At 65.9% G+C, this 24,352-nt stretch carries 27 protein-coding genes; 18 read left to right on the forward strand and 9 right to left on the reverse strand.

The window, feature by feature from the left end; translation table 11 throughout:
- Positions 1–550: 550 nt before the first annotated feature.
- Positions 551–946: a 50S ribosomal protein L19 gene (gene rplS, locus C4S73_RS27290; RefSeq protein WP_103875740.1), complete on the reverse strand. Its 396-nt coding sequence runs from the start codon at positions 944–946 to the stop codon at positions 551–553.
- A gap of 194 nt (positions 947–1,140) precedes the next feature.
- Between rplS and C4S73_RS27295 the strand changes: the two genes are divergently transcribed.
- The 8 genes from C4S73_RS27295 to C4S73_RS27330 all read left to right on the forward strand — a co-directional run bounded on the left by C4S73_RS27295 (position 1,141) and on the right by C4S73_RS27330 (position 10,480).
- On the forward strand, positions 1,141–1,929 hold the full coding sequence (locus tag C4S73_RS27295) for an SDR family NAD(P)-dependent oxidoreductase (protein ID WP_103875741.1): 789 nt from the start codon (positions 1,141–1,143) through the stop codon (positions 1,927–1,929).
- Between the two features lie 295 nt (positions 1,930–2,224).
- Entirely contained in the window at positions 2,225–3,088 is an 864-nt protein-coding gene (gene motA, locus C4S73_RS27300) for a flagellar motor stator protein MotA (RefSeq protein ID WP_103875742.1), read from the forward strand.
- A 22-nt stretch (positions 3,089–3,110) separates the two neighbouring features.
- Entirely contained in the window at positions 3,111–3,980 is an 870-nt protein-coding gene (locus C4S73_RS27305; RefSeq protein WP_200828113.1) for a flagellar motor protein MotB, read from the forward strand.
- A 459-nt stretch (positions 3,981–4,439) separates the two neighbouring features.
- Entirely contained in the window at positions 4,440–6,518 is a 2,079-nt protein-coding gene (locus C4S73_RS27310) for an elongation factor G (protein ID WP_103875743.1), read from the forward strand.
- A 293-nt stretch (positions 6,519–6,811) separates the two neighbouring features.
- Complete coding sequence (locus tag C4S73_RS27315) at positions 6,812–8,557, forward strand: AMP-binding protein (protein WP_103875785.1); 1,746 nt, start codon at positions 6,812–6,814, stop codon at positions 8,555–8,557.
- A gap of 124 nt (positions 8,558–8,681) precedes the next feature.
- Entirely contained in the window at positions 8,682–9,791 is a 1,110-nt protein-coding gene (locus tag C4S73_RS27320) for a sulfite oxidase (RefSeq protein ID WP_160115923.1), read from the forward strand.
- 66 nt (positions 9,792–9,857) lie between these two features.
- Positions 9,858–10,094, forward strand: coding sequence for a type II toxin-antitoxin system Phd/YefM family antitoxin (locus C4S73_RS27325; protein ID WP_103875745.1), 237 nt, complete (start codon positions 9,858–9,860; stop codon positions 10,092–10,094).
- Positions 10,094–10,480, forward strand: a complete 387-nt coding sequence (locus C4S73_RS27330; RefSeq protein ID WP_103875746.1) for a type II toxin-antitoxin system VapC family toxin — start codon at positions 10,094–10,096, stop codon at positions 10,478–10,480. The genes C4S73_RS27325 and C4S73_RS27330 overlap by 1 nt, the downstream gene beginning before the upstream one ends.
- Before the next feature lie 9 nt (positions 10,481–10,489).
- Here C4S73_RS27330 and mtaB read toward each other — a convergent pair whose 3' ends face one another.
- Together mtaB and dapF are read right to left on the reverse strand one after the other, a co-directional pair.
- Positions 10,490–11,764, reverse strand: coding sequence for a tRNA (N(6)-L-threonylcarbamoyladenosine(37)-C(2))-methylthiotransferase MtaB (mtaB, locus tag C4S73_RS27335; protein WP_103875747.1), 1,275 nt, complete (start codon positions 11,762–11,764; stop codon positions 10,490–10,492).
- Positions 11,764–12,648 carry a diaminopimelate epimerase gene (gene dapF, locus C4S73_RS27340; protein ID WP_103875748.1) on the reverse strand — a complete coding sequence of 295 codons (885 nt, stop codon included), beginning with the start codon at positions 12,646–12,648 and terminating at the stop codon, positions 11,764–11,766. Before dapF ends, mtaB begins: the two co-directional genes overlap by 1 nt.
- A gap of 142 nt (positions 12,649–12,790) precedes the next feature.
- On the opposite strand from dapF, the gene C4S73_RS28970 reads away from it, so the two are divergent.
- The gene (locus C4S73_RS28970) at positions 12,791–13,672 is read left to right on the forward strand and encodes a GyrI-like domain-containing protein (protein ID WP_146071523.1); all 882 of its coding nucleotides are present in this window, start codon (positions 12,791–12,793) and stop codon (positions 13,670–13,672) included.
- Between the two features lie 237 nt (positions 13,673–13,909).
- On the opposite strand, the gene C4S73_RS27350 is transcribed toward C4S73_RS28970, so the two are convergent.
- The 4 genes from C4S73_RS27350 to C4S73_RS27365 form a co-directional block, all read right to left on the reverse strand.
- The gene (locus C4S73_RS27350) at positions 13,910–14,968 is read right to left on the reverse strand and encodes an MBL fold metallo-hydrolase (RefSeq protein WP_103875750.1); all 1,059 of its coding nucleotides are present in this window, start codon (positions 14,966–14,968) and stop codon (positions 13,910–13,912) included.
- Positions 14,969–15,017: 49 nt separating this feature from the next.
- A complete protein-coding gene (locus tag C4S73_RS27355) occupies positions 15,018–15,644 on the reverse strand; it encodes a LysE family translocator (RefSeq protein ID WP_103875751.1) in 627 nt (208 codons plus the stop codon).
- 245 nt (positions 15,645–15,889) lie between these two features.
- Positions 15,890–16,315 (reverse strand): hypothetical protein, encoded by a 426-nt coding sequence (locus tag C4S73_RS27360; protein WP_146071524.1) that lies wholly within the window; start codon positions 16,313–16,315, stop codon positions 15,890–15,892.
- 34 nt (positions 16,316–16,349) lie between these two features.
- Complete coding sequence (locus C4S73_RS27365; RefSeq protein WP_160115924.1) at positions 16,350–16,880, reverse strand: CAP domain-containing protein; 531 nt, start codon at positions 16,878–16,880, stop codon at positions 16,350–16,352.
- A gap of 14 nt (positions 16,881–16,894) precedes the next feature.
- Between C4S73_RS27365 and C4S73_RS27370 the strand changes: the two genes are divergently transcribed.
- The 9 genes from C4S73_RS27370 to trmD all read left to right on the forward strand — a co-directional run bounded on the left by C4S73_RS27370 (position 16,895) and on the right by trmD (position 22,449).
- Positions 16,895–17,428 carry a YybH family protein gene (locus C4S73_RS27370; RefSeq protein WP_244595827.1) on the forward strand — a complete coding sequence of 178 codons (534 nt, stop codon included), beginning with the start codon at positions 16,895–16,897 and terminating at the stop codon, positions 17,426–17,428.
- Between the two features lie 71 nt (positions 17,429–17,499).
- Positions 17,500–17,739: a hypothetical protein gene (locus C4S73_RS28090; RefSeq protein WP_146071525.1), complete on the forward strand. Its 240-nt coding sequence runs from the start codon at positions 17,500–17,502 to the stop codon at positions 17,737–17,739.
- A 7-nt stretch (positions 17,740–17,746) separates the two neighbouring features.
- Positions 17,747–19,345, forward strand: a complete 1,599-nt coding sequence (ffh, locus tag C4S73_RS27375; RefSeq protein WP_103875755.1) for a signal recognition particle protein — start codon at positions 17,747–17,749, stop codon at positions 19,343–19,345.
- Entirely contained in the window at positions 19,342–19,605 is a 264-nt protein-coding gene (locus C4S73_RS27380; protein WP_103875756.1) for a hypothetical protein, read from the forward strand. Before ffh ends, C4S73_RS27380 begins: the two co-directional genes overlap by 4 nt.
- A gap of 8 nt (positions 19,606–19,613) precedes the next feature.
- Entirely contained in the window at positions 19,614–19,874 is a 261-nt protein-coding gene (locus tag C4S73_RS27385; RefSeq protein WP_146071526.1) for a hypothetical protein, read from the forward strand.
- Positions 19,875–19,888: 14 nt separating this feature from the next.
- Positions 19,889–20,248: a 30S ribosomal protein S16 gene (gene rpsP, locus C4S73_RS27390; protein ID WP_103875758.1), complete on the forward strand. Its 360-nt coding sequence runs from the start codon at positions 19,889–19,891 to the stop codon at positions 20,246–20,248.
- A 147-nt stretch (positions 20,249–20,395) separates the two neighbouring features.
- Complete coding sequence (gene rimM / locus C4S73_RS27395) at positions 20,396–20,920, forward strand: ribosome maturation factor RimM (protein ID WP_103875759.1); 525 nt, start codon at positions 20,396–20,398, stop codon at positions 20,918–20,920.
- The gene (locus C4S73_RS27400; protein ID WP_103875786.1) at positions 20,910–21,581 is read left to right on the forward strand and encodes an HAD family hydrolase; all 672 of its coding nucleotides are present in this window, start codon (positions 20,910–20,912) and stop codon (positions 21,579–21,581) included. Before rimM ends, C4S73_RS27400 begins: the two co-directional genes overlap by 11 nt.
- Before the next feature lie 163 nt (positions 21,582–21,744).
- Positions 21,745–22,449 (forward strand): tRNA (guanosine(37)-N1)-methyltransferase TrmD, encoded by a 705-nt coding sequence (trmD, locus tag C4S73_RS27405; protein WP_103875760.1) that lies wholly within the window; start codon positions 21,745–21,747, stop codon positions 22,447–22,449.
- Positions 22,450–22,545: 96 nt separating this feature from the next.
- On the opposite strand, the gene C4S73_RS27410 is transcribed toward trmD, so the two are convergent.
- Together C4S73_RS27410 and C4S73_RS27415 are read right to left on the reverse strand one after the other, a co-directional pair.
- Positions 22,546–22,977, reverse strand: a complete 432-nt coding sequence (locus C4S73_RS27410; RefSeq protein WP_103875761.1) for a rhodanese-like domain-containing protein — start codon at positions 22,975–22,977, stop codon at positions 22,546–22,548.
- Between the two features lie 8 nt (positions 22,978–22,985).
- Positions 22,986–24,188, reverse strand: coding sequence for a pyridoxal phosphate-dependent aminotransferase (locus tag C4S73_RS27415; protein ID WP_103875762.1), 1,203 nt, complete (start codon positions 24,186–24,188; stop codon positions 22,986–22,988).
- Positions 24,189–24,352 lie beyond the last annotated feature (164 nt).

The raw sequence follows: 24,352 nt of genomic DNA on the forward strand, positions 1-24,352 counted from the left end.
GTCGATGGCGGCCTGGGTGTTGGCGATGCGCTCGGGCCGGCCGACGCTGCCGTCGAACAGATCGAGATGGTCTTTCGAGATATCGATTCCGACAAAGCCAGGGGTTATGATCATGCTGCCTATCCCTGTACTGCGAGGTCCGGGTGCAAAGCGGCCTCGATCAACTGTTCAGGCTTGGGTCTCAAAGGCGGGCGAGGACCGGGCCGGGTCGCGATCTCCAAAGGGATCAGGGATCCAACGGTCTCTCGCCCGCTCAATAATCCCACAAAACAAACACACAGGGATCCATTCTGGAGCGCTTTTCGGTGACGTTCCGGCATGGATCCCGGGTTTCCCTACGGTCGCCCGGGATGACGGAGCGTTTTGCGCTGATGTTCAAGTCCTTGAAAACTGGGACATCATTTTCGGCTAGGCTCCGAGAGGCTGACCGGAAATGCCGGCAAGGCGACGCCGGACATGCCGCCCAAACAAAAACGCGGCCCCGAAGGACCGCGTTTGAATTCTTTTGCAAGCAGAAGAACCTGCCCGGGCAATCTTACTTGCCCGCAGCTTACTTGCCGGCAGCCTTGGTGGCCTTCGGCGCGCGGGGCTCGACGCGCTCGGCGATACGGGCCGACTTGCCGCGACGATCGCGCAGGTAATACAGCTTGGCGCGACGCACCTTGCCCTTGCGGATGACCTTGATGGAATCGAGGTTCGGGGAGAACAGCGGGAAGACGCGCTCGACGCCCTCGCCATAGGAAATCTTGCGAACGGTGAAGCTCTGGTTCAGGCCGCCGCCATTGCGCGCGATGCAGACGCCTTCATAGGCCTGGACGCGGCTACGCTCGCCTTCCTTGACCTTGACGTTGACCTGCACGGTGTCGCCGGGCTGGAAATGCGGGATTTCCTTGCCTTCGCTGAGCTTGGCGATCTGCTCTTTGTCGAGCTGTTCGATGATGTTCATGGGTCTCTCCATTGCCGCGGTCGCGTGTGTTCACGCGGGCGTTACGGCGCGCTGTTTTCAGTTGAGTGCCGGGCCTTACAGCAGAGTCGCGCGCTTGTCGAGCGATAGCGGCGGCAAAGCTGCGCTTGGCGACTGAAGCGCGGCCGTGCATAGGCTAGGGCCGACAGCAATAGCACCATTCCGGATCGAAAAACATGCCCGAGAACCCCAGCAAGGTCGCCCTCGTCACCGGAGCCGCGCGCGGCATCGGGCTGGCGACAGCCAGGCGTTTTCTCGGCGAGGGCTGGCATGTCGCGCTGCTCGATATCGATGCCGCAACGCTCGACACGGCGATGGCCGCGCTGGCGCAGCCCGACGCGACGCTGGCGCTGACCTGCGACGTATCCGATCCCGCCGCGGTCGCGGCTGCCTTCGACACGGCGATGAAGCGCTTGGGGCGGCTCGACGCGCTCGTCAACAATGCCGGCACAGCGGTATTCAAGCCCCTGCTGGAAACGACGCATGAGGAGTGGCAGCGGGTGCTGGCGGTCAACCTGACCGGGCCGTTCCTGACCACGCAGATCGCCGCGCCGCTGATGGCCGACACCGGCGGCGGCGCCATCGTCAACATCACCTCGATCTCGGGCCTGCGCGCCTCGACGCTGCGTGTCGCCTACGGCACCAGCAAGGCTGCGCTGGCCCATCTCACCAAGCAGCAGGCGGCGGAACTCGCCTCGCTCGGCATCCGGGTCAACGCGGTCGCGCCCGGCCCGGTCGATACTGCGATGGCCAAGGAGGTACACAGCGCCGAAATCCGCGCCGATTATCACGACGCGATCCCGCTCAACCGCTACGGGCTGGAGGAGGAGCTGGCCGAGGCGATCTTCTTCCTGTGCAGCGACAAGGCGAGCTACATCACCGGCCAGACGCTCGCCGTCGATGGCGGCTTCGACGCAGTCGGCATCGGGCTCACGACGCTGCGAGGCACGCGGCGCAATCTTTGACGGGGCGGGGTTGGGTTTCGGCCGTGCTCTACTCTGCGGTCATTGGCCAGCAACGTCCGCAAAAGGCTGGTGAGCCGAAGTACGGTGCGGCTGCTCGGCGGATCAGGATCGCGCCAACAGCTGCACGCCGAATTCCCACTCTGGCACGCCCCAAACCTCAAAGCCGTGGCCGTAGGACGACGCTTACAAACCTGCGGCGCCATGGCTCTTAACTCACCGTTAACCTTGATCGGTCATTCGGACCAGTAGTGGCTTCGCGCGGGCTGTACCTGCTGCGGCGCGAGGGTGGCAAACCATGCGGCTGATCGTCGGCGCAATCATCGTCTTTGTCTGCGTCTTCGGCAGCTACGCGGCTATGGGTGGCCACCTCGAGGTCCTTTGGCAGCCGTTCGAGTTCGTCATCATCCTCGGTGCAGCGATCGGTGCCTTCATCATCGGCAACCCCCCGCCGGTGCTCAAGGCCGTGCCCTCCATGCTCGGCACGATCCTGAAGGGCTCCAAGTACAAGCAGGAATGCTATGTCGAACTGCTGGGAATGCAGTTTTCATTATACAAGCTTGTGAAGCAGAAGGGCATGCTCGCGGTCGAGCAGCACATTGAAAATCCGAGCGAGTCGACGCTGTTCAACGCCTTCCCGACTTTTGCAGCGAACCATCATGCGGTCGAGTTCGTCTGCGACTACATGCGCATGTTGACGCTGGGCGCCAACAACGTCCACGAGATCGACGCCCTCATGGACGAGGAACTGGAGACGCACCACCAGGAGCAGGAGCGTCTCGTTTCGGCCATGCAGTCGCTCGCCGACGGAACACCGGCGCTCGGCATCGTCGCCGCCGTGCTCGGCGTGATCAAGACGATGGGGGCGATCAAAGAGCCCCCGGAGGTGCTGGGACATCTGATCGGCGGCGCGCTCGTCGGCACCTTCTTCGGCGTCTTCGTCGCCTACGGCTTCTTCGCGCCCATGGCGGCTTCGCTCAAGAGTGCCTTCGAGGCGGAAGCCAAATACTACCTTTCACTCAAGGCGGGCCTCCTCGCCCATATCAGCGGCCAGCCGCCGGTGATGGCGGTCGAATTTGCCCGCAAGGCTCTGATGAGCGACGTCCGCCCGACCTTCAGCGAAGTGGAAGCGGCAACCGCCGCTCTGCCCGCCAGCGTCTGACCCGATCTCCAGCAGGAACTCGATGGACAAGCCCATCCGGCCGATTATCATCAAAAAGGTCAAGAAGGCCGCTCATGCGCACCATGGCGGGGCCTGGAAGATCGCCTATGCGGACTTCGTGACCGCCATGATGGCGTTCTTTCTGCTGATGTGGCTGATCAGCATGACGACGCAGGAGCAGAAGATCGGCCTGGCGGAATACTTCGCGCCGGGGGCTGCGAGTCCTACGACCAGTGGTGCAGGCGGCATCCTGATGGGCAGCGCCCTGGACAAGTCGGGCAACAAGTCGTCGGTGCCTCGCGACGCGGCGACGGGCACCACCGCGCAGGACGACGGGCGCCCGGCTTGGTGGGGCAACGCCCGCGACCGCGAGCTCAACCGCCCCGCCGCCAGCGTGCAGGCCAACCACAGCGCCATAGCCAGCATCCGGCAGGCGCTCCAGAACATGCCCGAAATCGCCGAGCTGTCGCGCAACATCGTGATCGAGCAGACCAAGGAGGGGGTGGACGTGTCCCTCGTGGACCAGGACGGCCGCTCCATGTTCCGCGAGGGCTCGGTCCAGCCCTACGAGCGCACCCGTCTCGTGCTGGAGGCGATCGCGCCCACCCTGCGCCGGCTGCCCAACCGCCTGCGTGTCACCGGCCACACGGCCGCCGCGCGCCCGGGCTCGGTGGGAGGCGTCGAACCCTGGAGCCTCACCGCCGGGCGCGCGCTCGCCGTGCGCGATATCCTGTCGGGTGCCGGGCTCCCCAGCGACAACTTCTTCTCCGTGGTTGGGCGCGCCGACGCCGAGCCGGTCTTCCCCGACAATCCCTACCTCGCGCCGAACCGACGGGTGACGATCACGCTGCTCAATGCGGAGCCGCCGCTGCCCCCGAACCTCTTTCGCTGACGACAAGGCGCCTCGGTCGCCAGGTGTCGTGCGCCGGGAGCATGGTTGTCTTCGCGGTCGATATGGAGCCGCCGCATGATGGGGCTTCGCGGGCGCCCCTGGCGGCATGAGGGCGAACGCCCTCTCAGCGACCGGTTCAGCATCAATCGGCAGCCGACCCCAGCGCCGACTTCTTCAACACAATCGGTCGATGGCAGACCCGCCATCCCGCCATCCCGCCATCCCAGCCGACGCCGCGCATCCCGCTCCGCAGCGCAGCAGATAATTCGCTTGCGCAGGCCCCCTGACGGCGCAAACATGGCCTGACGATCCCTCTTCGACGGCCGCCCGACTCCGTCGGGCCGGTGCGACCGCCGCCCGACCGGCGTGGGCATCCATCCGTCCCCGCCGGCTTCACGCCGCGCGGGAAGCCTTGAGGCTTTGCCTTCCCCTTCGCGGCCAGTCCCGAAGGAGGACATCATGCCTGCGTCACCCCGGACCGGAGATACCGCGAACGGCGTCAGAGGCGCGGGGCCACGGTGCATCGCCATCGTCGGCCCCTTCCAGAGCGGGAAGACGACGCTGCTCGAAAGCATCATCGAGCGTTGCGGCGGGCTCTCCCGCGCCGGCTCGGTGAAGACCGGCAACAGCGTCGGCGATGCCGCCGCTGAGGCCCGCGCCCATCAGATGAGCACCGAGCTCAATGTCGCCGGAGTCGAGTTCCTCGGCCAGCGCTTCCATTTCATCGACTGCCCCGGTTCGGTCGAATTCATGCACGAGATGCGCCATGTCCTGCCGGTGGTCGACGCCGCGGTGGTGGTCTGCGAGGCCGATGACCGCAAGGCGCCCGCGCTCGAACTCGTGCTGCGCGAGCTGGAGGAGGCCGATATTCCGCGCTTCCTGTTCCTCAACAAGATCGACACGGCGACGCGCCGCGTGCGGGAGACGCTCGGCATCCTGCAGCGGGCCTCGCGCACGCCCTTGTTGCTGCGCCAGATCCCGATCTGGAAGAACGGCATCGCGATCGGCTTCATCGACCTCGCGCTGGAGCGCGCCTTCATCTACCGCGAGCATGCGCCCAGCGAGATCGTGCCGCTTGCCGTCGATGAATCCGTCCGCGAGAAGGAGGCGCGCTTCTCGATGCTGGAGAAGCTCGCCGATTACGACGATGCGCTGATGGAGGATCTGCTTGGTGATATGGAGCCGCCGCGCGACCGCATCTTCGACGATCTCGCCCGCGAATTGCAGGATCGCCATGTCGTGCCGGTCCTGATCGGCTCGGCCGAACGCGGCAATGGCGTGACCCGCCTGCTCAAGGCGCTCAGGCATGAGGCGCCCGGCCTCGACGAGACCCGCGGCCGCATCGGCGTCGTCGCCGACGGCCTGCCGCTCGCCCAGGTGATGAAGACCTGGCATTCCAGCCATGGCGGCAAGCTCTCGCTTGCGCGTGTACTGCGCGGCCGGCTGGCGGAGGGCGATGTCGTGACGTCCTCGGGCGGCACGGAGGCCCGCATCGCCGGGCTGCTCGATCTCAAGGGCGCCGAGCAGACCCGCCGTCCGGCGGTGGAGGAGGGCGAGGTCGTGGCCTTCGCGCGGCTCGACGGTATCGCGACCGGCGAGGCCTTCATGCTCGGCAAGAACCGCGCCGACGTCATCATTGCGATCGCGCCGCCCGAGCCGGTGCATGCGCTCGGCGTCGCGGTGAAGGACCGCAAGGACGATGTCAGGCTGAACGCTGCGCTGGCGCGGCTGGTCGAGGAGGATACCGCGTTGTCGATGGCGCATCTGGCCGAACTCGGCGAGATGCGCCTGTCAGGCCAGGGCGAAATGCATCTGCGCGTCACGCTGGAGAAGCTCTCGGGCCGCTATGGTGTCGCGGTCGACAGCCGGCCGCCGCAGATCGGCTATCGCGAGACGATCCGCGGCCATGCGAATGCGCGCGGGCGGCATCGCAAGCAGAGCGGTGGCCATGGCCAGTATGGCGATGTCGTGCTGGAGGTGGCGCCGCTGGCGCGGGGCGAGGGAATCCGCTTCGTCGACCGCATCACCGGGGGCGTCGTGCCCCGGCAATACATCTCCTCGGTCGAGGCAGGCGTGCGCGATTTCTGCCAGCGCGGACCGCTCGGCTTTCCGATCGTCGATATCGAGGTGACGCTGACGGACGGCTCGTACCACACGGTCGATTCCTCGGACATGGCGTTCAAGCAGGCGGCGAGGCTCGCGATGAGCGAGGCGTTGCCGCAGGCCAAGCCGGTCCTGCTGGAGCCGATCCTCACGGCGGAGGTGGTGATCCCGTCGGATGCGATGTCGCGGGCCTCGGCCATCGTCTCCAGCCGGCGCGGGCAGATCCTGGGCTATGACGGACGGGCGGGCTGGCGCGGCTGGGACCAGATCAACGCGCTCCTTCCCGAGGCGGAGATGGCGGGGCTGATCGTCGAGCTGCGCTCGGCGACATCAGGTGTCGGCTCGTTCAGCGCGCGCTTCGACCATCTCTCCGAACTTGCCGGCAAATCGGCCGACGCGGTCGTTTCGGCGCATGCGCTGGCACAGGCCAGATAAGGGCGGGCCAGATAAGGGCGGGCCAGATAAGGGCGGGCCAGATAAGGGCGGGCCAGATAAGGGCGGGCCAGATAAGGGCGGGCCAGATAAGGGCGGGCCAGATAAGGGCGGGCCAGATAAGTGCGGGCCAGGTGAGGGAGGTGTGACGAGAAAGGTTCATATCTAAACCTTTGATGGATGGTCGGCCGATCGGCGCTTGCGCGCGCCGCTGCGGTTTCGCAGTGTATGGTCATGAAAATGCGCCGGAACCCTCGTCATGACGAGGGCAGCCGGACGAGCGGGGGAGGATGACCATGAATGCGATCGGCTCCGTGGGCAGCGTTGGGCAAGGCAGCGCTGGCCATGACAAGGCCGGCCTGCGCCCTTGGCTGGCCCATTACCCGCCGGCGGTGCCGCCCGTGCTGGACGAGACGCAGTTCGGCACGCTGGCGGACCTGATCCGGGCGGCCTGCGCGACCTATGCCGAGCGTCCGGCCTTCGAGAGCTTCGGCAAATCGATCAGCTTCGCCGAGACCGGGCGCGCGGCGCAGGCCTTTGCGGCCTGGCTGCAGGCGCAGGGCTTCCAGAAGGGCGATCGTATCGCGCTGATGATGCCCAACATCCTGGCCTATCCGGCGACGATCTTCGGCGCGCTGCTCGGCGGGTTCACGGTGGTCAACGTCAATCCGCTCTACACGGCGCGCGAACTGACCCACCAGCTCAACGATGCCGGCGCACGCGGGCTCGTGGTGATCGAGAATTTCGCGCATGTCGTCGAGGAGGCGAAGCCGAACCTGAAGCTCGAGACCATCATCATCGCCACCGCCGGCGACCTGATGGGCTTCAAGGGCGCGATCGTCAATTTCGTGGCGCGCAAAATCAAGAAGGTGGTCAGGCCCTTCCACCTGCCGGGATCGGTCGCGCTGAAGGACATTCTGGCGGGGCCTGCGACGATGTCCCCGGTCAGCGTGATGCCCGGCGATGTCGCCTTCCTGCAATATACCGGCGGGACGACCGGCGTCGCCAAGGGTGCGACGCTGACGCACCGCAATGTCGCGGCCAATGTCGAGCAATCCGCGCTCTGGCTCGGCTGGGCGCTGGAGCCGCCGCTGGGCCGCAGCGACTATCAGCATGTCATGGTCACGGCGCTGCCGCTCTACCACATCTTCGCGCTGACCTGCTGCTGCCTGTTCATGCTGCGCATCGGCGCCAAGGGGCTGTTGATCGCCAATCCCCGCGACATCGCCGGCTTCGTCAAGACGCTGAAGTCGAGCCGCTTCACGCTGATCTCCGGCGTCAACACGCTCTACAACGCGCTCGCCAATCATCCCGAGATCGGCCAGGTGAATTTCGACGAACTGCGTTTCGCGGTCGCCGGGGGCATGGCGACGCAGGCGCCGGTCGCCAGGCACTGGAAGGAGGTCACGGGCCGGCCGATCGTCGAAGGCTACGGCCTGTCGGAGACCTCGCCGGTGGCCTCGATCAACCGGCCCGATATCTCCGAATTCACCGGCACGATCGGCTTTCCGGTGCCCTCGACCGATTTCGCAATCCGCGATGCGGAGGGCCATGATGTGCCTCCCGGCGAACCCGGCGAGATCTGCATTCGCGGGCCGCAGGTGATGGTCGGCTACTGGAAGCGTCCAGACGAGACCGCGAAGGTGATGACGCCGGACGGCTTCTTCCGCAGCGGCGATATCGGCGTGATGCTGCCGGACGGGCAGTTCAAGATCGTCGATCGCATGAAGGACATGGTCCTGGTCTCCGGCTTCAACGTCTATCCCAACGAGGTGGAGGAGGTGCTGGCCTCTCATCCCGGCGTGCTGGAAGCCGCTGTCATCGGATTGCCGGACGAGCATTCCGGCGAGGCGGTGACGGCCTTCGTGGTGCGCAAGGACGACACGCTGACGGCCGACGCGCTGCGCGCTTTCTGCAAGGACAGCCTGACCGGCTACAAGGTGCCCAAGCAGATATTCTTCCGCGACAGCCTGCCAAAGACCAATGTCGGCAAGGTGTTGCGGCGAGCTCTGCGCGAGGAGGTCTTCGCCGCGAAGGTGTAGGCGTCCTGAGGGCCCTTTCCGGGCAGGGTTGCGGCGAGCGGCCGGCTTGGCTAGCGTTCGGCGACTCAAGCCATCGCCGCCGACATGCGACGCAACCCCTTCGCCAGCCCGAAAAGGTCGCTGTTTGCCCCGTCGCCTTGTCGAATTGCCGCTGCTGCGCCGTCTCAAGCCTGGACTCTACGTCCATGACGAGGAGGCGCTGAACGCCGAGCCAGGGTTGGAACTGCTCGACGAGCCGATAACGCCGATCGATGCCTTCTTCATCCGCAACAATGGCGCGCTGCCGGAGATCGATCCGGCCCGGGAATGGACGCTGACCATCGACGGCGAAGTCGAGCGGCCCAGGGTCTGGACGCTGCCGGAGCTGCGCGCGACCTTCGAGACGGTGACGCTGACGGCGGTGATCGAATGCGCCGGCAATGGCCGGTCGCAGTTCTCGCCGGTGACGGACGGCCTGCCATGGCGGCTTGGCGCGGTCGGCTGCGCCCGCTGGACGGGCGTGCGGCTGAAGGATGTGCTGGAGCATTCCGGCGTGAAGCCCAGCGCAGTCTATACCGGGCATTATGCGCCCGACCGGCAGATCAGCGATCCAGCCAAGCCCGCGCTCTCGCGTGGCCTGCCGATCGCCAAGGCGCTTGCTCCGGAGACGCTGATCGCCTTCGGAATGAATGGCGAGCCGCTGGCGCCGCTGCATGGTGCCCCGCTGCGCATCGTAGCGCCCGGTTTTCCGGGGTCGGCCTGGCAGAAATGGCTCGACCGCATCTCCCTGCGGCCGCATGAGCACGATGGCGAGAAGATGTGCGGCACGAATTACCGCTTGCCCATCGTCCCGGTGCGACCCGGTGAGGCGATCGCCGACAGCCAGTTCGCCGTGATCACCGACATGCCCGTGAAATCGCTGATCAGCCATCCGACGCATGGTTTCATCTCGGCCGTAGGTTCCACCCTGACCGTCGCGGGCTACGCCTGGAGCGGCTCGATCCCGGTTGAATCCGTGCGGGTCTCCTGCGATGGCGGCGAAAGCTGGCGCGAGGCGGAGCTGCTGCCGGGCGAAGGCCCGTTCGCATGGCGCCGCTTCACGGCGGATTTCGCAATCGAGAAGGCAGGGCCGCTGATGGTTCTTGCGCAGGCCCGCGATCGCGACGGCAATGTCCAGCCGCTCGATGCGGCGCCCTGGAATCCGCGTGGTTATTGCAACAATCAGGTGCAGCGCGTCAGCGGGGCTGCGCGATAGGCAAGGTCGATGGCTTGTACTCTCTGTGAGATGGACTAACTTAGTCCACTCGAGCCGGGGCGCGTCATGAAGACAGTCAATATCCACGCTGCGAAGACGCATCTGTCCCGCCTTGTCGATGATGTCGCGGCTGGCGAAGAGGTGGTCATCGCCAAGAACGGCAAGCCGATGGCGCGGCTGGTGCCGTTCGAGACCGAGGCGAAAAAGCGCGTGTTGGGGCGCCTGGCGGGCAAAATTCGCATACCCGACGATTTCGACGCGCCGCTGCCCGACAATCTTCTGAAAGAGTTCCTCGGCGGTTGATGCGCATCCTGCTCGATACGCATGTGCTGATCTGGGCGCTGTCCGCGCCGGAGCGGCTGGGTGCTCAGGCGCGGTCCGATATCGAGAGCACCTCGAATGTCGTTATGTTCAGCGCCGCCAGCATCTGGGAAATCGCGATCAAAGCTGCTTTGCGCCGGGCCGATTTCGAGATCGAGCCGGATGAGATCGCTCTTGAAGCGAGCGCTGCCGGCTTCGTCGATCTAGCGATCTCGTCGCGTTCGGCGGCTGCCGTCAAAGACCTGCCGCTGCTGCATGGCGACCCGTTCGATCGACTTCTGGTCGCGCAGGCCACATCCGAACAGGCCGTCCTGTTGACGGCCGATCGCACGCTCGCGGCCTATCCTGGCCTGATCCGACTGATCTGATCGCGCAGGTCAGGCGGCCAGCAGTGCCCTTGCATCGGCTGCCCCTGCCGTTACCGGGACGATCTCGCCGGCCGGGACATCGCGGGCGAAGCGCACCAGCGTGAAATCCTCGGCGCGGCCGGTATTGCCGCGCTCCGTCAGCACGCGCAGGGGTTGGCCGAGGCGCGATTGAAGATGGCCGGCATGGGCGCTCGCCGCCGCGGCACGCAGGCGGCTGGCGCGCTCGCTCACGATCTCGCCGGCGAGTTGCGGCATGCGTGCGGCTGGCGTGCCGGGCCGCGCTGAATAGGGAAAGACATGGACGTAGCTGAGCCCGCAATCCGCGATCAGGGCGAGCGAGCGGGAGAACATCGCCTCGTCCTCGGTCGGGAAGCCTGCGATGAGATCGGCGCCGAACACCATGTCGGGCCGCAAGACGCGCATGTCCGCGCAGAACTTGACCGCGTCGTCGCGGCTGTGCCGGCGCTTCATCCGCTTCAGGATCAGATCGTCGCCGGCCTGAAGCGAGAGATGCAGATGCGGCATCAGGCGGCTTTCCGTCGCGATGACCTCGCGCATGATATCGTCGACCTCGACGGCGTCGATGGAGGACAGTCGCAGACGCGGCAGCTCGGGCACTTCGCGCAGGATCGACCGCACGAGCCGCCCCAGGCTCGGCGCGCCCGGGAGATCGCGGCCATAGCTTGTCAGGTCGACGCCGGTCAGGACGATCTCGCGCGCGCCGGCCTCGGTCAGGCGGCGGCATTGCGCGACCACCTCGTCCAAGGCGAGCGAGCGCGAATTGCCGCGTCCGAAGGGAATGACGCAGAAGGTGCAGCGATGGTCGCAGCCGTTCTGGACCTGAACGAAGCCGCGCGTATGGGCGGCAAAGCGCCCGGTCGGCTGCGCATGCAGCGTCACCTGCGCCATGATGTCGCCGACATCGGCCTTGTCCTCGGGCGCTAGGCCGGGCGCAGCGTTGAGGCTGTTCGAGCGGGCAAGCGCAGCCCAGGTCCCGGCCTGCATCTTCTCGGCATTGCCGATGACGCGCGCGGTCTCCGGCATGGTGGAAAAGGCCTGGGGCTCGATCTGGGCGGCGCAGCCGGTGACCACGACCGGCCGGTCAGGCTGCTCGCGTTTCAGCCGGCGGATCGCCTGCCTTGCCTGACGCGTCGCCTCGGAGGTCACGGCGCAGCTGTTGACGATGGCGATGTCGCGCAGGCCGGCGGCCTCCGCCTGCAGCCTGATCGCCTCGCTCTCGACGATATTGAGACGGCAGCCGAAGGTGACGACCTCCAGCGCCATCAGGCGGCTCCCTCGAACAAGGCAGGCGCAAGCGTGCCTTCCCATTCGAACTCGACGGGGCCGGTCATCAGGACGTGGTCGTCGCTCTCGCGCCATTCGATGGTGAGATCGCCGCCCGGCAGGCTGACGACGGCCTTGCGTGCGGAAAGTTCGCGCCTGACGGCCGCCACCAGCGCGGCGCAGGCGCCCGAGCCACAGGCCTGGGTGATGCCGGCGCCCCGCTCCCAGACGCGGAGCACGATATGGTCCGGCGCCATGACAGCGGCGAGCTCGATATTGGCGCGGTCGGGGAAGATCGGGTGGTTTTCGAGCAGCGGGCCGATCTGCTCGAGGTTGAAGCGATAGGGATCGTCGACGAAGAACACCGCATGTGGGTTGCCCATGTTGACCGCGCAGGGCGTGTGCAGAATCGGGTCGTCGATCGGGCCGATCTGGAGCTCGAAATGAGCGGTATCGAAAAAGGGATCGGCCAGCGGAATCTCGTCCCAGGCCAGCTTTGGCCGGCCCATATCGACGGTGAAGACCAGTTCCTCGTTGCGGATGGCGGGCAGCAGGCCGGCCTTGGTCTGGAGCGTCAATTGCTGCTTGCCGGGATCGCCCATGAGGGGGTCGGCAATCATGGCCCAGGCGACGCAGCGCGTGCCGTTGCCACAAGCGCCGGCTTCCGAGCCATCGGTGTTGTAGATTCGGATGAAGGCGTCGGTGCCGGGCGTCACGGCATCGTGCAGCACCATCAGCTGGTCGAAATGCGCGCGCGGCTCGGCTGCGATGGCGCGCGCGTCATCGGCGCTGACGCGCAGCTTCGTCCCGCGCAGGTCCAGCACGGTGATCTGGTTGCCAAGTCCGTTCATTTTCAGGAACCGGCGATGCGCCAGAGCGTTCATTCGGTCACACGTCCCACAAAGAGCGGCTCTATGACGGAGGCGACGTGAAAAAGCCACTCTCCAATCCATTCCTCCGTCAAGGTGGACATTCTATGCTGCGCCGCAAGGGCGCGAATCGTTTCCTTTGGTCAGGACCGTGAAGATGCGGCATTTCCGGATTGGTGTTCTGGCGCTCGTCGCCATGACTGGGGCGGCCCCCGTCGCACTGGCGCAGACGCGTGTCGCGCCGCCGACAGCTGTCGAATCGACCCCGCTGGCGCCGCCTCCCGGGGTGGCGGTTCCGGCGCAGGTCCCGGTTCCCGCGCAAACACCGCCGGCTGCCGTGCCCGAGATTCCGGCCGGGCCGCAGCCGGTGCAGCCCGCGCCCGCGCCGCAAGGCCCGGTCACGCCGACCCCGGTTCAGCCGCCGCCGATGCCGCAGGTTCCCCTCGAGCCCCAGCCGGTGCAGCCGCCGCCGCGTCTGCCGCAGCCGGGCGAGACCCCGCCGGTCGCGCCCCAGCAGCAGACCGGTATTCCCAATCCCGATGCGACCATGGCCGGCAAGCGCGGCGACACCAGCGATGTCGACGAGGTCCTGCTGGTACCCAAGCCTGTCCTGATGATCTCCGGACAGTCGAGCTGGGATGATGGCTTCCAGCGCCTGTCGCAGACCTTCCGCATGCTGCGCGAAGAGGCGGCCAGAGCGGGGCTGCCGGTTGCGGGGCGGCCGCTGACGCTGTTCGTCTCCACCGACGACAATGGCTTCCGCTATGAGGCGATGCTGCCGGTGGCGCCGGTTGCGGGTGGGCCCGCGCCGGCCTTCGGCAATGGCGTGCGCCTGGGCGCCTCGCCGGCGGGACCGTCGCTGCGCTTCCTGCATGTCGCGCCCTATGACGACATCGATTCGACCTATGAGACGATCACCGCCTATCTCGAAGCGAAGAGCATCGTGGTGAAGGACGCATTCCTCGAGGAATATGTCAGCGATCTCAACGATCCCGCCGATCCCAATCTCGAGATCAACGTCTACGTCCAGCCGAAATGAGCGTCTGAGTTTGGTGTTTTTGCGTGGAAACACGCCGTCATCCTGGGCGACCGCAGGTCGGCCCGGGATCCATCGTAGAGTTCTGTTCCCTACGATGGATCCCGGAGCTGCGCGGCTTCGCCGCTTGTCCAGGATGACGACGCGTTTCCAGATCAAATCATCAGGCTCAGGAGCCATACTGGATGTCATCCCGGGTCTTCGCTGCGCTGCGCCCGGGATGACCCAGCGGATAAAAACTCAAGCCGTCCAGCTCAGCCCCGGCCGCAGCGGCGTGAAGCGCTCCTGCGGCAGCCCGGCCTGATCCAGCGCCTGTTTCAGCGCCTCGGGCGGGCGTTCGATGCCTTCGTCGGTCAGCTGGAAGGTGCCCCAGTGGTGGCCCAGCGCCTGCTCCGCCTTCAGCGCCAGCATCACCTTCACGGCCTCCTCCGGGTTCATGTGGTTGTCGGACATGAACCAGCGCGGCTCATAGGCGCCGATCGGCAGCACGGCGAGGCGGAAGGGGCCGTATTCGGCGCCGAGAACCTCATAGAGCGAGCCGTCATGATAGCCGGTGTCGCCGACATGGAAGATCTTCGTCTCCCGGGTTTCAATGACGTAGGAGCACCATAGCGCCATGCGCCGGTCGAAAGCGCCGCGCGCCGACCAGTGATAGGTCGGCACCAGCGTCACCGCGACAGCGTCCGACAGCGCCACGCGCGCCTTCCAGTCATGGGCCTCGGTGCGGGCATCGGGAATGCGCGCCTTGACGATGGTGTCGTTGCCCAGGGGCATGATCATGCGCGGCCGGTCGCGCTGATGGATGCGCGCCAGCGTCTCGATGTCGAGATGGTCGTAATGGTTATGGGTGATCAGCACGACGTCGATCGGCGGCAGATCGGCGAAGGCTATTCCGGGCTCGTTCACCCGCTTGGGCCCAATGAAGGAAAACGGGCTCGCGCGCTGCGCATAGACGGGGTCGACCAGCAGGTTCAGCCCCGCGACCTGATACAGGAAGGAGGCATGGCCGAGATGGACGATGCGCGCGCCCTCGACGCGCGCGGGCGGCTTGTCCTGCGGCGGAGCCGGATAATGCGGCGGGAAGGCCTCGCGCTGGCGCTTAGAGGTCTGCCATTTCCAGACATCGGCGAGCCCCTTGGTGACGGGCCTGCCGTCGCTGAAGCTCACCCCGTCGAAATGGGCGCTGACAGGCCCCCGATAATAGGGATTGCGCGAGCGACTGAGGGCTGCCCAGGCCATGCTGGGAAGGCCGACCAACGCCGTGATGCCGAGGACGGAGAGGAGTTTTCGACGATTCATGACGAGAGAGGTGGGGCGCAAGGGCGCCGGATCAAGCCCGGTCGGGCTTTCAGTTGCTGCCCGAGCGCATAGCGACGGTGGCGATGCCGGCCCCGACCAGCAGCGTGCCGCCGGCCTTGTTGAACAGTCCGATCGCGCGCGGGTTGCTCACCATCGCCCCGGCCCGCGAGGCGATCAGCGCGTAGCCCATGGCATTGGCGAAGGCCAACGTGATGAAAGTCGCCTCGAAGATCAGCATCTGCATCCAGAAATCGGCCTTGGGGTCGAGGAACTGCGGCAGGAAGGCAACGAAGAAGGTGATGCTCTTGGGGTTCAGCGCCGTCACCAGCCAGGCATGCGCCAGCATCTTCCAGGGCGAGACGGCGTCCTTGCGCGGTTTTGCGTCCAAGGTACCGCCGGCGCGGAAGAGCTTGATGCCGAGCCAGACCAGATAGGCCGCGCCGAGCCATTTCAGCGCCGTGAAGATGGTGGCCGAGGTCGCCAGCAACGCGCCGACGCCGAGCATCGAGAGCGTCATCGCGGTGAAATCGCCGAGCGCGACGCCGACAGCCATCGGAAAGGCGGTGCGCCAGCCCTGGCCGAGCGCATAGGAAATCACCAGCAGGATGGTGGGACCGGGGATCACGAGGAGGACGGCGGTGGCGGCGGCGAATGTCGCCCAGGCTTCGAATGTCATGACTGCTGGCTCCCACTAGACCATCGGACCGGATCGTATCCGTCCCGATAATCTAGCTCTTTGTTTTTGCATCGGCTTTTTCCGAAAACCGCGTTCCACTTTTCGGGCCGATGCTCCAAGCGAGCGGAGCCAGCCCCAGATGCGGCGCCTTGTAAAGAGCCGGGCCGCAGATCGGTGGCGGGGACCGGCTCGATCTACGGAGCTCGTGTTTCGCGACGGCGCTCGTGTGTAGCGTTCGCGCCGCCTCAGCGTGCGCTGGCGAGGAAATCGCAGAGGGCCGTCCGGACAGCTCCTTCCGGCGACATCTGGCCGGGCTGCACCGTGAAGGCAATGTCGACGCGCGTGCCGGTAGGCTGCTTGCGCGCGGTCACTTTCAGGATCTGCGGCCGGCCGGAGCCTGTCACTTCCTGCATAGCGGAGATCGTGCCGTTCGCCTTGTCGGTGCGGATGTCGATAAAGTCGCCATCGGCCTGGATCGCTCTGGCGATCGCAGGCAGCACAGCGGTGGGCGGCTTCTTGAACAGATCCCAGGTCTTGTAGGTGATCTGCGAGATCATCGGCACGCCGGCCGAGCTGAAGTTCGACAGGCAGGGCTGGGCCTGCGCCGAATTCAGGCCGCCAAGCAGGGCGGCGGCGGAGAACAGGAGGGGTCTTGCGAGGCGAACAGGCATCATCATGCTCGGATAGAGGGAAGGGATGTCCCTGTTACCGTCGCTGCGACCGCTTGTCATCGTCACCCAAGGTTATGCGCCTTTCCGGCTCGGCGGCGATGACCATGGCCCAATAGGCGCGATAGGTCGTGTTCGGGTCCTTGGCCAGCGCGATGCCGAAACGGGTCGCCTCCGGCATCAGCAGATTGGCGTTGTGGCCGGGCGATTTCTGCCAGCCGTCGAAGACCTCCTGCGTCGAATAGGAGCCGCCGCCGAGATTTTCCGCGACGCGGACGCTGTCGACACCGGCAGCATGGACGCGTGCGGTAAAGCTGCCGCCGACATCGTGGGAGAGCGCATTGCCCGCGACCATCGCATCGGCCTGGCGCTGGGCCATCGCGGTCAGCATCGGGTCGAGCCGCACAGGCCCAAGACCGCGGCCGGCGCGATAGGCGTTGATGAGCCGGGTCGCAGCGGCCGGGTCGTTGCGAACGGCCGCCAGCTGCTCGGCCGACTTGGCGCTGATCGGGCGCGTCGGCCGCGGATCGCCGGCGCAGCCGGCTACGAGCAGCGCTGCTGCGAGCACGGCAGCACTGCCTCTTGTCATCGATCGCATATGGTTTTCTGCTCCGGCAGATTGGTTGGCGGGCCAAGTGGGAGCTGTCTGGTCGGCAATGGTGGCGGCGTTGTGATCGTCAGGGAACGAAGGCTCCGGCCTGCCAGCCGGTGAAGGACAGGGAGATGCCTGACATGAACGATGACGAACTGGCCATCCGCCAACTGGTCGAGACCTGGATGGCGGCCACCAAAGCGGGCGATCTGCCGACCGTCCTCGATCTCATGAGCGAAGACGTGATCTTCATGACGCCCGGCGCGGAGCCGTTCGGGAAAGCAGCATTCGCAGCCGCTTCCGAATCGATGAGGAATGCCCGGATCGACGGACGAAGCGACATCCGGGAAATCCAGATTCTCGGTGACTGGGCCTATCTCCGCAACCATATCGAGATGAGTGCGACGCTCGATGGCGGTAAGGTCATGCGTCGATCCGGCTACACCTTGACGATTCTGCGCAAGGAGCCCGATGGGCGCTGGCGGCTTGCGCGCGATGCCAACCTGCTGACTGATCAAAAATAGGTTGCGGAGCAGACATAGGCGCATTCGCGGCCGGAGAACCCGAACTCGTTGCCGGGCGGGAAGCGCCAACCTTGACTTTCGCCACATTCTTGGGCTTTAACCCGCGCATTCGTTTCGCCGACATCGTCGAGACCGCATCCGCCGACCGGGCCGCTCACAGAGCTTCCGGCATGATGCTGAAAAGTGCTTTTGCGGTTTTCGGATTACATCATGGCCAGAATCATGAGCCCGGAGGTCAACGCCCGACAGCGCGTCTGCGCCCTCGGGCGCGAAACCGTTTGGCGATAGGGCTCTTCGGCAAGGCATTTTGAGGTCTTCATGTTCGGCACGCTGAGCGACAGGCTATCCGGCATCCTCTCGGGTCTCACCCGCAGGGGCTCGCTGACGGAAGAGGACGTCAACGCCGCGCTTCGCGAGGTGCGCAAGGCGCTGCTCGAGGCCGACGTCGCCCTCGAGGTCGTCCGCAGCTTCACCGACAAGGTGCGCGAGCGGGCCGTCGGCGCCGAAGTCCTGAAGTCGGTCACGCCCGGCCAGCAGGTCATCAAGATCGTCAATGACGCGCTGATCGACATGCTCGGCGGCGAGGGCGAGGGCATCACGCTCGACGCCGTGCCGCCCGTGCCGATCCTGATGGTGGGTCTCCAGGGCTCCGGTAAAACCACCTCCACGGCGAAGATCGCCAAGCGCCTGACCGACCGCAACAAGAAGCGCGTCCTGATGGCCTCGCTCGATACGCGCCGTCCGGCCGCGATGGAGCAGCTCGCCATCCTCGGCAAGCAGGTCGGCGTCGACACTCTGCCGATCGTGGCCGGCCAGTCGGCCGTGCAGATCGCGCGTCGTGCCATCGAGGCCGGCAAGCTCGGCGGCTACGATGTCGTCATCCTCGACACCGCCGGCCGCGTCACGCTCGACGACACGCTGATGGCCGAGGTCGCCGAGGTCAAGGCGGCGACAAATCCCCATGAGGTGCTGCTGGTCGCCGATGCGCTGACCGGCCAGGACGCGGTCAACACCGCACGCGCCTTCGATGCCCGCGTCGGGCTGACCGGCATCGTGCTGACCCGCATGGACGGCGATGGGCGCGGTGGCGCGGCGCTTTCGATGCGCGCGGTCACCGGCAAGCCGATCAAGCTCGTCGGCACCGGCGAAAAGACCGATGCGCTGGAGGATTTCCATCCCTCGCGCGTCGCCAACCGCATTCTCGGCATGGGCGACATCGTCGGCCTCGTCGAGCGCGCGGTCGAAACGATCGATGCCGCGCAGGCGCAGGCCGCTGCGCAGCGCATGGCCAAGGGCAATTTCGATCTCTCGGACATGCGCATGCAATTGCAGCAGATGGAGAAGATGGGCGGCATCGGCGGCGTGATGGGCATGCTGCCCGGCATGAAGCAGGCGCAAAGCCAGCTCGCCAGCTCCGGCGTAGGCGACAAGATGTTCAAGCGCATGATCGCCGCGATCGACTCGATGACGCCTGCCGAGCGCAAGAACCCCGATCTGCTCAAGAACAGCCGCAAGAAGCGCATCGCGGCCGGCTCCGGCACCACGGCCGAATCCATCAACAAGATGCTGAAGATGCATCGCGGCATGGCCGATGCGATGAAGGCGATGAGCAAGCAGAAGGGCGGCATGCTCGGCAAGCTCGGCCAGATGTTCGGCATGGGTGGCGGTATGGGTGGTTTGCCCGGCGGGCTCGACCCCTCGAAGATGGACCCGGCGCAGCTTGCCGAACTGCAGAAGCAGATGGGGGCCGGCGGTGGCATGCCGGGCCTGCCGCCCGGAGGTTTTCCGGGCCTGCCCAAGGGCGTGACGCCGCCTGCCGGCATGATGCCGAAGCTGCCGGGACTCGGCAGCGGTCTTCCGGGCAGGGGATTGCCGGGGTTGGGGGGATCCAACCCATTCGGAGGCAAGAAGAAGTGACCAAGCCAACCGAAATGCGCGTCGGCATGTTCGACGTGTTCAAGCAGGTCAAGGCACGTCTCGACGACGCCAACCTGTCTTATGAAACCTCGTCCTACCGGGATGACGCCTTCTCCTTCTTCGTGCATGCGCCCGGGGAATACTGGGAGATCGATGTCCTGGAAGATGGATCGATCGACCTCGAAATCTTCACGTCGACCGGCATGAAGGACGATCCCTGGGCGGCGATCGATCAACTCGTCGACGACAACAAGGCTTGAGCAAAATCATGAGTTTCAGCGCCGCGGAGATGCTGGCCAGGATCTGGTCGATCCAGCAGGCCTTGGAAGATGCGGGTATCGATCACTCGCCCACGATCTACCGGGACGACGCGATTTCGATCGTGGCGAATCCTCCCGGAGAGAAGTGGGAGATCGATGTCTGTGAGGACGGAAGCATCGACTTTGAAGTGTTCAAGTCGACGCCGATGCAAGGAGAGGCGGAGCTGGCAGCAGCGATCGCCAAATTGAAAACCGAAAACGAAGTTTAAAAGGAAAGACGACGATGTCCCTCAAGATCCGCCTGACCCGTGGCGGCGCCAAGAAGCGCCCCTATTACCGCATCGTGGTTGCCGATGCCCGCGCGCCGCGCGATGGCCGCTTCATCGAGAAGATCGGCTCCTATGATCCGATGAAGGCGAAGGATGCGCCGGATCGCGTCGTGCTCGACCTCGAGAAGGCCAAGGACTGGCTCGCCAAGGGCGCCCAGCCGACCGACCGCGTGCTGCGTTTCCTCGACGCCGCCGGCCTCGCCAAGCGTCCCGCCCGCAACAACCCCAACAAGGCTGTTCCCGGCGAGAAGGCCAAGGAGCGCGCCGAGAAGAACGCCGCCAAGAGCGCTGCCCCGGCCGAAGCCGAGGCGTGAGCTTGCTGACGCGCGACGCAATTCGTCATGGTCGGGCTTGTCCCGACCATCCACGGCTTCGCTCGTCGCGTGCGGTGGTCAAGACGTGGATGCTCGCCACAGGGGCGAGCATGACGGGAGAGTCCGTGGTTGCGCGGCGTTGCTGTCATGACGTCTGACAATCTCGTTCTGCTCGGCGTCATCGGCGCTCCCCATGGCATCAAGGGCGAAGTCCGCATCAAGGCCTTCACCGGCGACCCGCTGGCGATCGCCGATTACGGCCCGCTCCTCGACGAGAGGGGCAGGCGCTTCGAGATCGCCGAGGCGCGCGCCGCCAAGGAAGTGGTCGTCGCCCGAATCAAGGGCGTGACCAGCCGCGAGGGCGCCGAATCGCTGGCCGGCGTGCAGCTCTTCATCGAGCGCGACAAGCTGCCGGAGACCGAGGACGAGGACGAGTTCCTGCAGGCCGACCTTGTCGGCTGTGCGGTCGTCGGGCCCGATGGCGTGGTGCTCGGCACCGTCACCACGGTCGCCAATTACGGTGCGGGCGACCTTCTGGACATCAAGCTGCCCGATGGCCGCTCGGTCCTGATGCCGTTCACCAAGGCCTTCGCGCCGCGCATCGATATCGCGGCACGGCGGATCGAGGCCGAGCCGCCCGCCGGACTTTTCGAGGCCGATGATGACAAGTGAAGCGCCTGTCCGTGCCCTGATCTTCGATATGGACGGCACGATCGTCGACAATATGCGCTTCCATGAGGATGCCTGGGAGCATCTGCATGTGACGCATGGGCTGCCTTTCGATCGCGACAGGTTCTTCCTGCACACCGCCGGCATGGCGGTGGGCGAGATCATCGGCCCTCTCTTTCCCCATGCGACGCCGGCCGAGATCGAGGCGCTGGGCAAGGAGAAGGAGCTGTTCTACCGGCGGGAATACGCGCCTCATGTCAAACCCATGATCGGCCTTCTCGACCTGATGGCGCGGGCCGATGCGGCGGGAATCCCCATGGCTGTCGCCACGGCGGCGCCGCCCGGCAATATCGACGTCGTGCTCGACACGCTGGGCCTGCGGTCGCGTTTTGCCACGATCATCGCACCATCGCAGGGCTTTCGCGGCAAGCCCAACCCGGACCTGTTCCTGGGGGCTGCCGAACGCATGAAGGTCGCGCCCGAGGCCTGCGTCGTCTTTGAGGACGCCCCCAACGGCATCGAGGCCGCCCGCCGCGCCGGCATGCGCGCGGTTGCTATCTTGAGCATGCTGGGCGCGCAGGAGTTCGCTGCGTTCGACAACGTCATCGCGAGCGCAAAGGATTTCGCCGCGCTGGACGGGCTGCCCGCGCTGCGCTTCGATTAGTCACTGCTTTCGGAAACCCGCTGGGTCATCCTGGACAAGCCGCGAAGCGGCGCAGATCCGGGATCCATCGTAGGGCGCCGCGCTTTACGATGGATCCCGGCACTCCGCTTCGCTACGGCCAGGATGACGGCGCGTTTCCCTGCCACCCTTGTAAGGTTCAGCGATGGCTTTCCACGCCTCGATCCTGACGCTCTATCCTGAGATGTTTCCCGGCCCGCTCGGCGCTTCGCTGGCGGGGGAGGGTTTGCGTCGCGGGTTGTGGTCGCTCGACACCCATCAGATCCGCGACCATGGCATCGGCCGCCATCGCAATGTCGACGACAATCCGGCTGGCGGCGGTGCCGGCATGGTGCTGCGCTGCGACGTGCTGGCCGCGGCGATCGACGCCGCAGTCCCCGCTGAAGACACCCGGCCGCGCCTGTTGATGTCGCCTCGTGGCCGCCGCCTCGACCAGGCCTTGGTGCGAGAATTCGTCGCCAGCGAAGGTGTCGTCATTGTCTGCGGCCGCTTCGAGGGTGTCGACGAGCGGGTGATCGAGGGCCGCAACCTGATCGAGGTTTCGGTCGGCGACTATATTCTGTCGGGCGGCGAGATGGCCGCCTTCGTCCTGCTCGATGCCTGCGTGCGGCTGATCCCCGGCGTGATGGGCAAGGTCGCGTCCGGCCAGGACGAGAGTTTCGAGAACGGGCTGCTCGAATATCCGCAATATACCCGGCCGCGCGAATGGGAGGGCCGGGGCTTGCCCGAAGCCCTGCTCTCGGGCGATCACGCCCGCATCGCCAAATGGCGGCGCGAGCAGGCCGAGGCGATCACGCGTGAACGGCGGCCGGACCTGCTCAATCCTTCTCCCCCGAGGGGAAAAGGCTAGAGGGGCTGTTCATGCTCGGAACCACGCCGTCATCCAGGGTCTCCGCTTCGCTGCGCCCAGGATGACGGCGTGTTTCCGAGATAATACAGCGCACTCTCAAGGGTAGGGCGTCACCGGCAGACCCTCTGCAAGCCAGCCCTTTTCGCCGGGACTGCCCAGCATTCCCCCACGCACCACGACGAGGTCGCGCCAGCTTCTGCCGGCGAATTTCTGGCGGATCGCGGCGCTGAGCGAGCCGGTGCGGTCGATGAGCGCGATGCGCCTGGCCGGATGATCCAGCCGCAGGCCCGCAAGCCTGACCTCGAAGCCCGATCCGTCCGCATCGAGCTTTTCCGCGCCCTGGGGCACGCCGGTGTCGGCCCATTCGTCGGGCGTGCGGATGTCGACAAGAAAAAGGGTGCCGGAACGGGCACCCTCATAGGCTTCGCGCGGAGAGAGCGAAGCGATCTGCGCTGTCGCCGGCTGCGCCAAGAAGGCGAGTGCGGCCAGCAGGAGCGCGCGGCGGCGCAGATCGGTCGCGCCGCCCAAGGCCGGTTTCAGCGCAGTTCGGCGCAGAAGCGCTGGATGCGGCGGCAGGCCTCTTCCAGCTTCTCGTCGGACGTCGCGTAGGAGATGCGGAAGTTGGGGCCGAGCCCGAAGGACGAACCGTGCACGGCCGCGACCGCCTCGTCTTCCAGCAGGCCCATGACGAGATCCTCGTCGGTCTCGATCGTCTTGCCGTTGGGCAGCTTCTTGCCGATCAGGGCCGAGCAGTCGGGATAGACGTAGAAGGCGCCTTCCGGCTTGGGGCAGACCAGTCCGCGCGTCTGGTTCAGCATGGAGACGACGAGGTCGCGACGACGCTCGAAGGCCTTGCGGAAGACCGGGATGTGCTCCTGCGTGCCATCCAGCGCCTCGACGGCGGCCCATTGCGAGATCGCCGAGGTGCCCGAGGTCTGCTGGCCCTGGACCAGGTCCATGGCGTTCATCAGATGCTGCGGGCCGGCCGCGTAGCCGATGCGCCAGCCGGTCATGGCATAGGACTTCGAGACGCCGTTCATGGTCAGCGTGCGCTCGTAGAGGCCGGGCTCGACCTGGGCCGGCGTGACGAACTGGAAGTCGCCATAGACGAGGTGCTCGTACATGTCGTCGGTCAACACCCAGACATGGGGGTGGCGCATCAGCACGTCCGTCAGCTTCTTCATCTCGGCATGGCTGTAGGCGGCGCCCGACGGGTTCGACGGTGAGTTCAGGATGACCCATTTCGTCTTCGGGGTGATGGCGCGCTCGAGCTCTTCGGGCTGCAGCTTGAACTCGTTCTCGATGCGGGTATGGGCGAAGGTCGCCGTACCCCCGCACAGCGCCACCATCTCGGGATAGCTGACCCAATAGGGCGCGACGCAGATGACTTCATCGCCGGGGTTCAGCGTGGCGAGCAGCGCGTTGTAGATGACATGCTTGCCGCCGGTCGAGACGATGGTCTGGCTCGGCTTGTAGTCGAGGCCGTTCTCGCGCTTCAGCTTGCGGGTGATCGCCTCGCGCAGCTGCGGGATGCCGGAGACCGGCGTGTACTTCGTCTCGCCGCGATTGATCGCCGCGATGGCCGCCTGCTTGATGTTATCGGGCGTATCGAAATCGGGCTCGCCGACGGAGAGCGAGATCACGTCCTTGCCCTGTGCTTTCAGATCGCGCGCCTTCTGCGTGATGGTGATGGTCGCAGACGGCTTCACGCGCTTCAGGGCGTCGGCAAGAAAGGCCATGGGACTGATCTCCGGAGGGGCGGACAAGGATGGCGCCGGAACGGGCGCGCGCGTGGTTTAGGACCCAAGCGCCGGCACCGCAAGCAAGAGTGCTTGATCATTCGCAGAAGCGACATGAATTGACGGCGCGCTCGCGTAAGGCTGCGGCCATATCGCCTTGGCCG

Source organism: Allobosea lathyri (genome assembly GCF_900108245.1).
Lineage (GTDB): Bacteria > Pseudomonadota > Alphaproteobacteria > Rhizobiales > Beijerinckiaceae > Allobosea > Allobosea lathyri.

Bases quoted from the DNA above. Each gene is read 5' to 3' on its own strand.
- C4S73_RS27310 (WP_103875743.1), top strand. From the start codon at position 4,440: ATGCCTGCGTCACCCCGGACCGGAGATACCGCGAACGGCGTCAGAGGC.
- motA (WP_103875742.1), top strand. From the start codon at position 2,225: ATGCGGCTGATCGTCGGCGCAATCATCGTCTTTGTCTGCGTCTTCGGC.
- C4S73_RS28970 (WP_146071523.1), top strand. From the start codon at position 12,791: ATGCGGCATTTCCGGATTGGTGTTCTGGCGCTCGTCGCCATGACTGGG.
- C4S73_RS27325 (WP_103875745.1), top strand. From the start codon at position 9,858: ATGAAGACAGTCAATATCCACGCTGCGAAGACGCATCTGTCCCGCCTT.
- C4S73_RS27350 (WP_103875750.1), bottom strand. From the start codon at position 14,968: ATGAATCGTCGAAAACTCCTCTCCGTCCTCGGCATCACGGCGTTGGTC.
- C4S73_RS27400 (WP_103875786.1), top strand. From the start codon at position 20,910: ATGACAAGTGAAGCGCCTGTCCGTGCCCTGATCTTCGATATGGACGGC.
- mtaB (WP_103875747.1), bottom strand. From the start codon at position 11,764: ATGGCGCTGGAGGTCGTCACCTTCGGCTGCCGTCTCAATATCGTCGAG.
- C4S73_RS27330 (WP_103875746.1), top strand. From the start codon at position 10,094: ATGCGCATCCTGCTCGATACGCATGTGCTGATCTGGGCGCTGTCCGCG.
- C4S73_RS27305 (WP_200828113.1), top strand. From the start codon at position 3,111: ATGGACAAGCCCATCCGGCCGATTATCATCAAAAAGGTCAAGAAGGCC.
- C4S73_RS27295 (WP_103875741.1), top strand. From the start codon at position 1,141: ATGCCCGAGAACCCCAGCAAGGTCGCCCTCGTCACCGGAGCCGCGCGC.
- C4S73_RS27360 (WP_146071524.1), bottom strand. From the start codon at position 16,315: ATGCCTGTTCGCCTCGCAAGACCCCTCCTGTTCTCCGCCGCCGCCCTG.
- rpsP (WP_103875758.1), top strand. From the start codon at position 19,889: ATGTCCCTCAAGATCCGCCTGACCCGTGGCGGCGCCAAGAAGCGCCCC.
- trmD (WP_103875760.1), top strand. From the start codon at position 21,745: ATGGCTTTCCACGCCTCGATCCTGACGCTCTATCCTGAGATGTTTCCC.
- C4S73_RS27355 (WP_103875751.1), bottom strand. From the start codon at position 15,644: ATGACATTCGAAGCCTGGGCGACATTCGCCGCCGCCACCGCCGTCCTC.
- dapF (WP_103875748.1), bottom strand. From the start codon at position 12,648: ATGAACGCTCTGGCGCATCGCCGGTTCCTGAAAATGAACGGACTTGGC.
- rimM (WP_103875759.1), top strand. From the start codon at position 20,396: ATGACGTCTGACAATCTCGTTCTGCTCGGCGTCATCGGCGCTCCCCAT.
- C4S73_RS27415 (WP_103875762.1), bottom strand. From the start codon at position 24,188: ATGGCCTTTCTTGCCGACGCCCTGAAGCGCGTGAAGCCGTCTGCGACC.
- ffh (WP_103875755.1), top strand. From the start codon at position 17,747: ATGTTCGGCACGCTGAGCGACAGGCTATCCGGCATCCTCTCGGGTCTC.
- C4S73_RS27385 (WP_146071526.1), top strand. From the start codon at position 19,614: ATGAGTTTCAGCGCCGCGGAGATGCTGGCCAGGATCTGGTCGATCCAG.
- rplS (WP_103875740.1), bottom strand. From the start codon at position 946: ATGAACATCATCGAACAGCTCGACAAAGAGCAGATCGCCAAGCTCAGC.
- C4S73_RS27315 (WP_103875785.1), top strand. From the start codon at position 6,812: ATGAATGCGATCGGCTCCGTGGGCAGCGTTGGGCAAGGCAGCGCTGGC.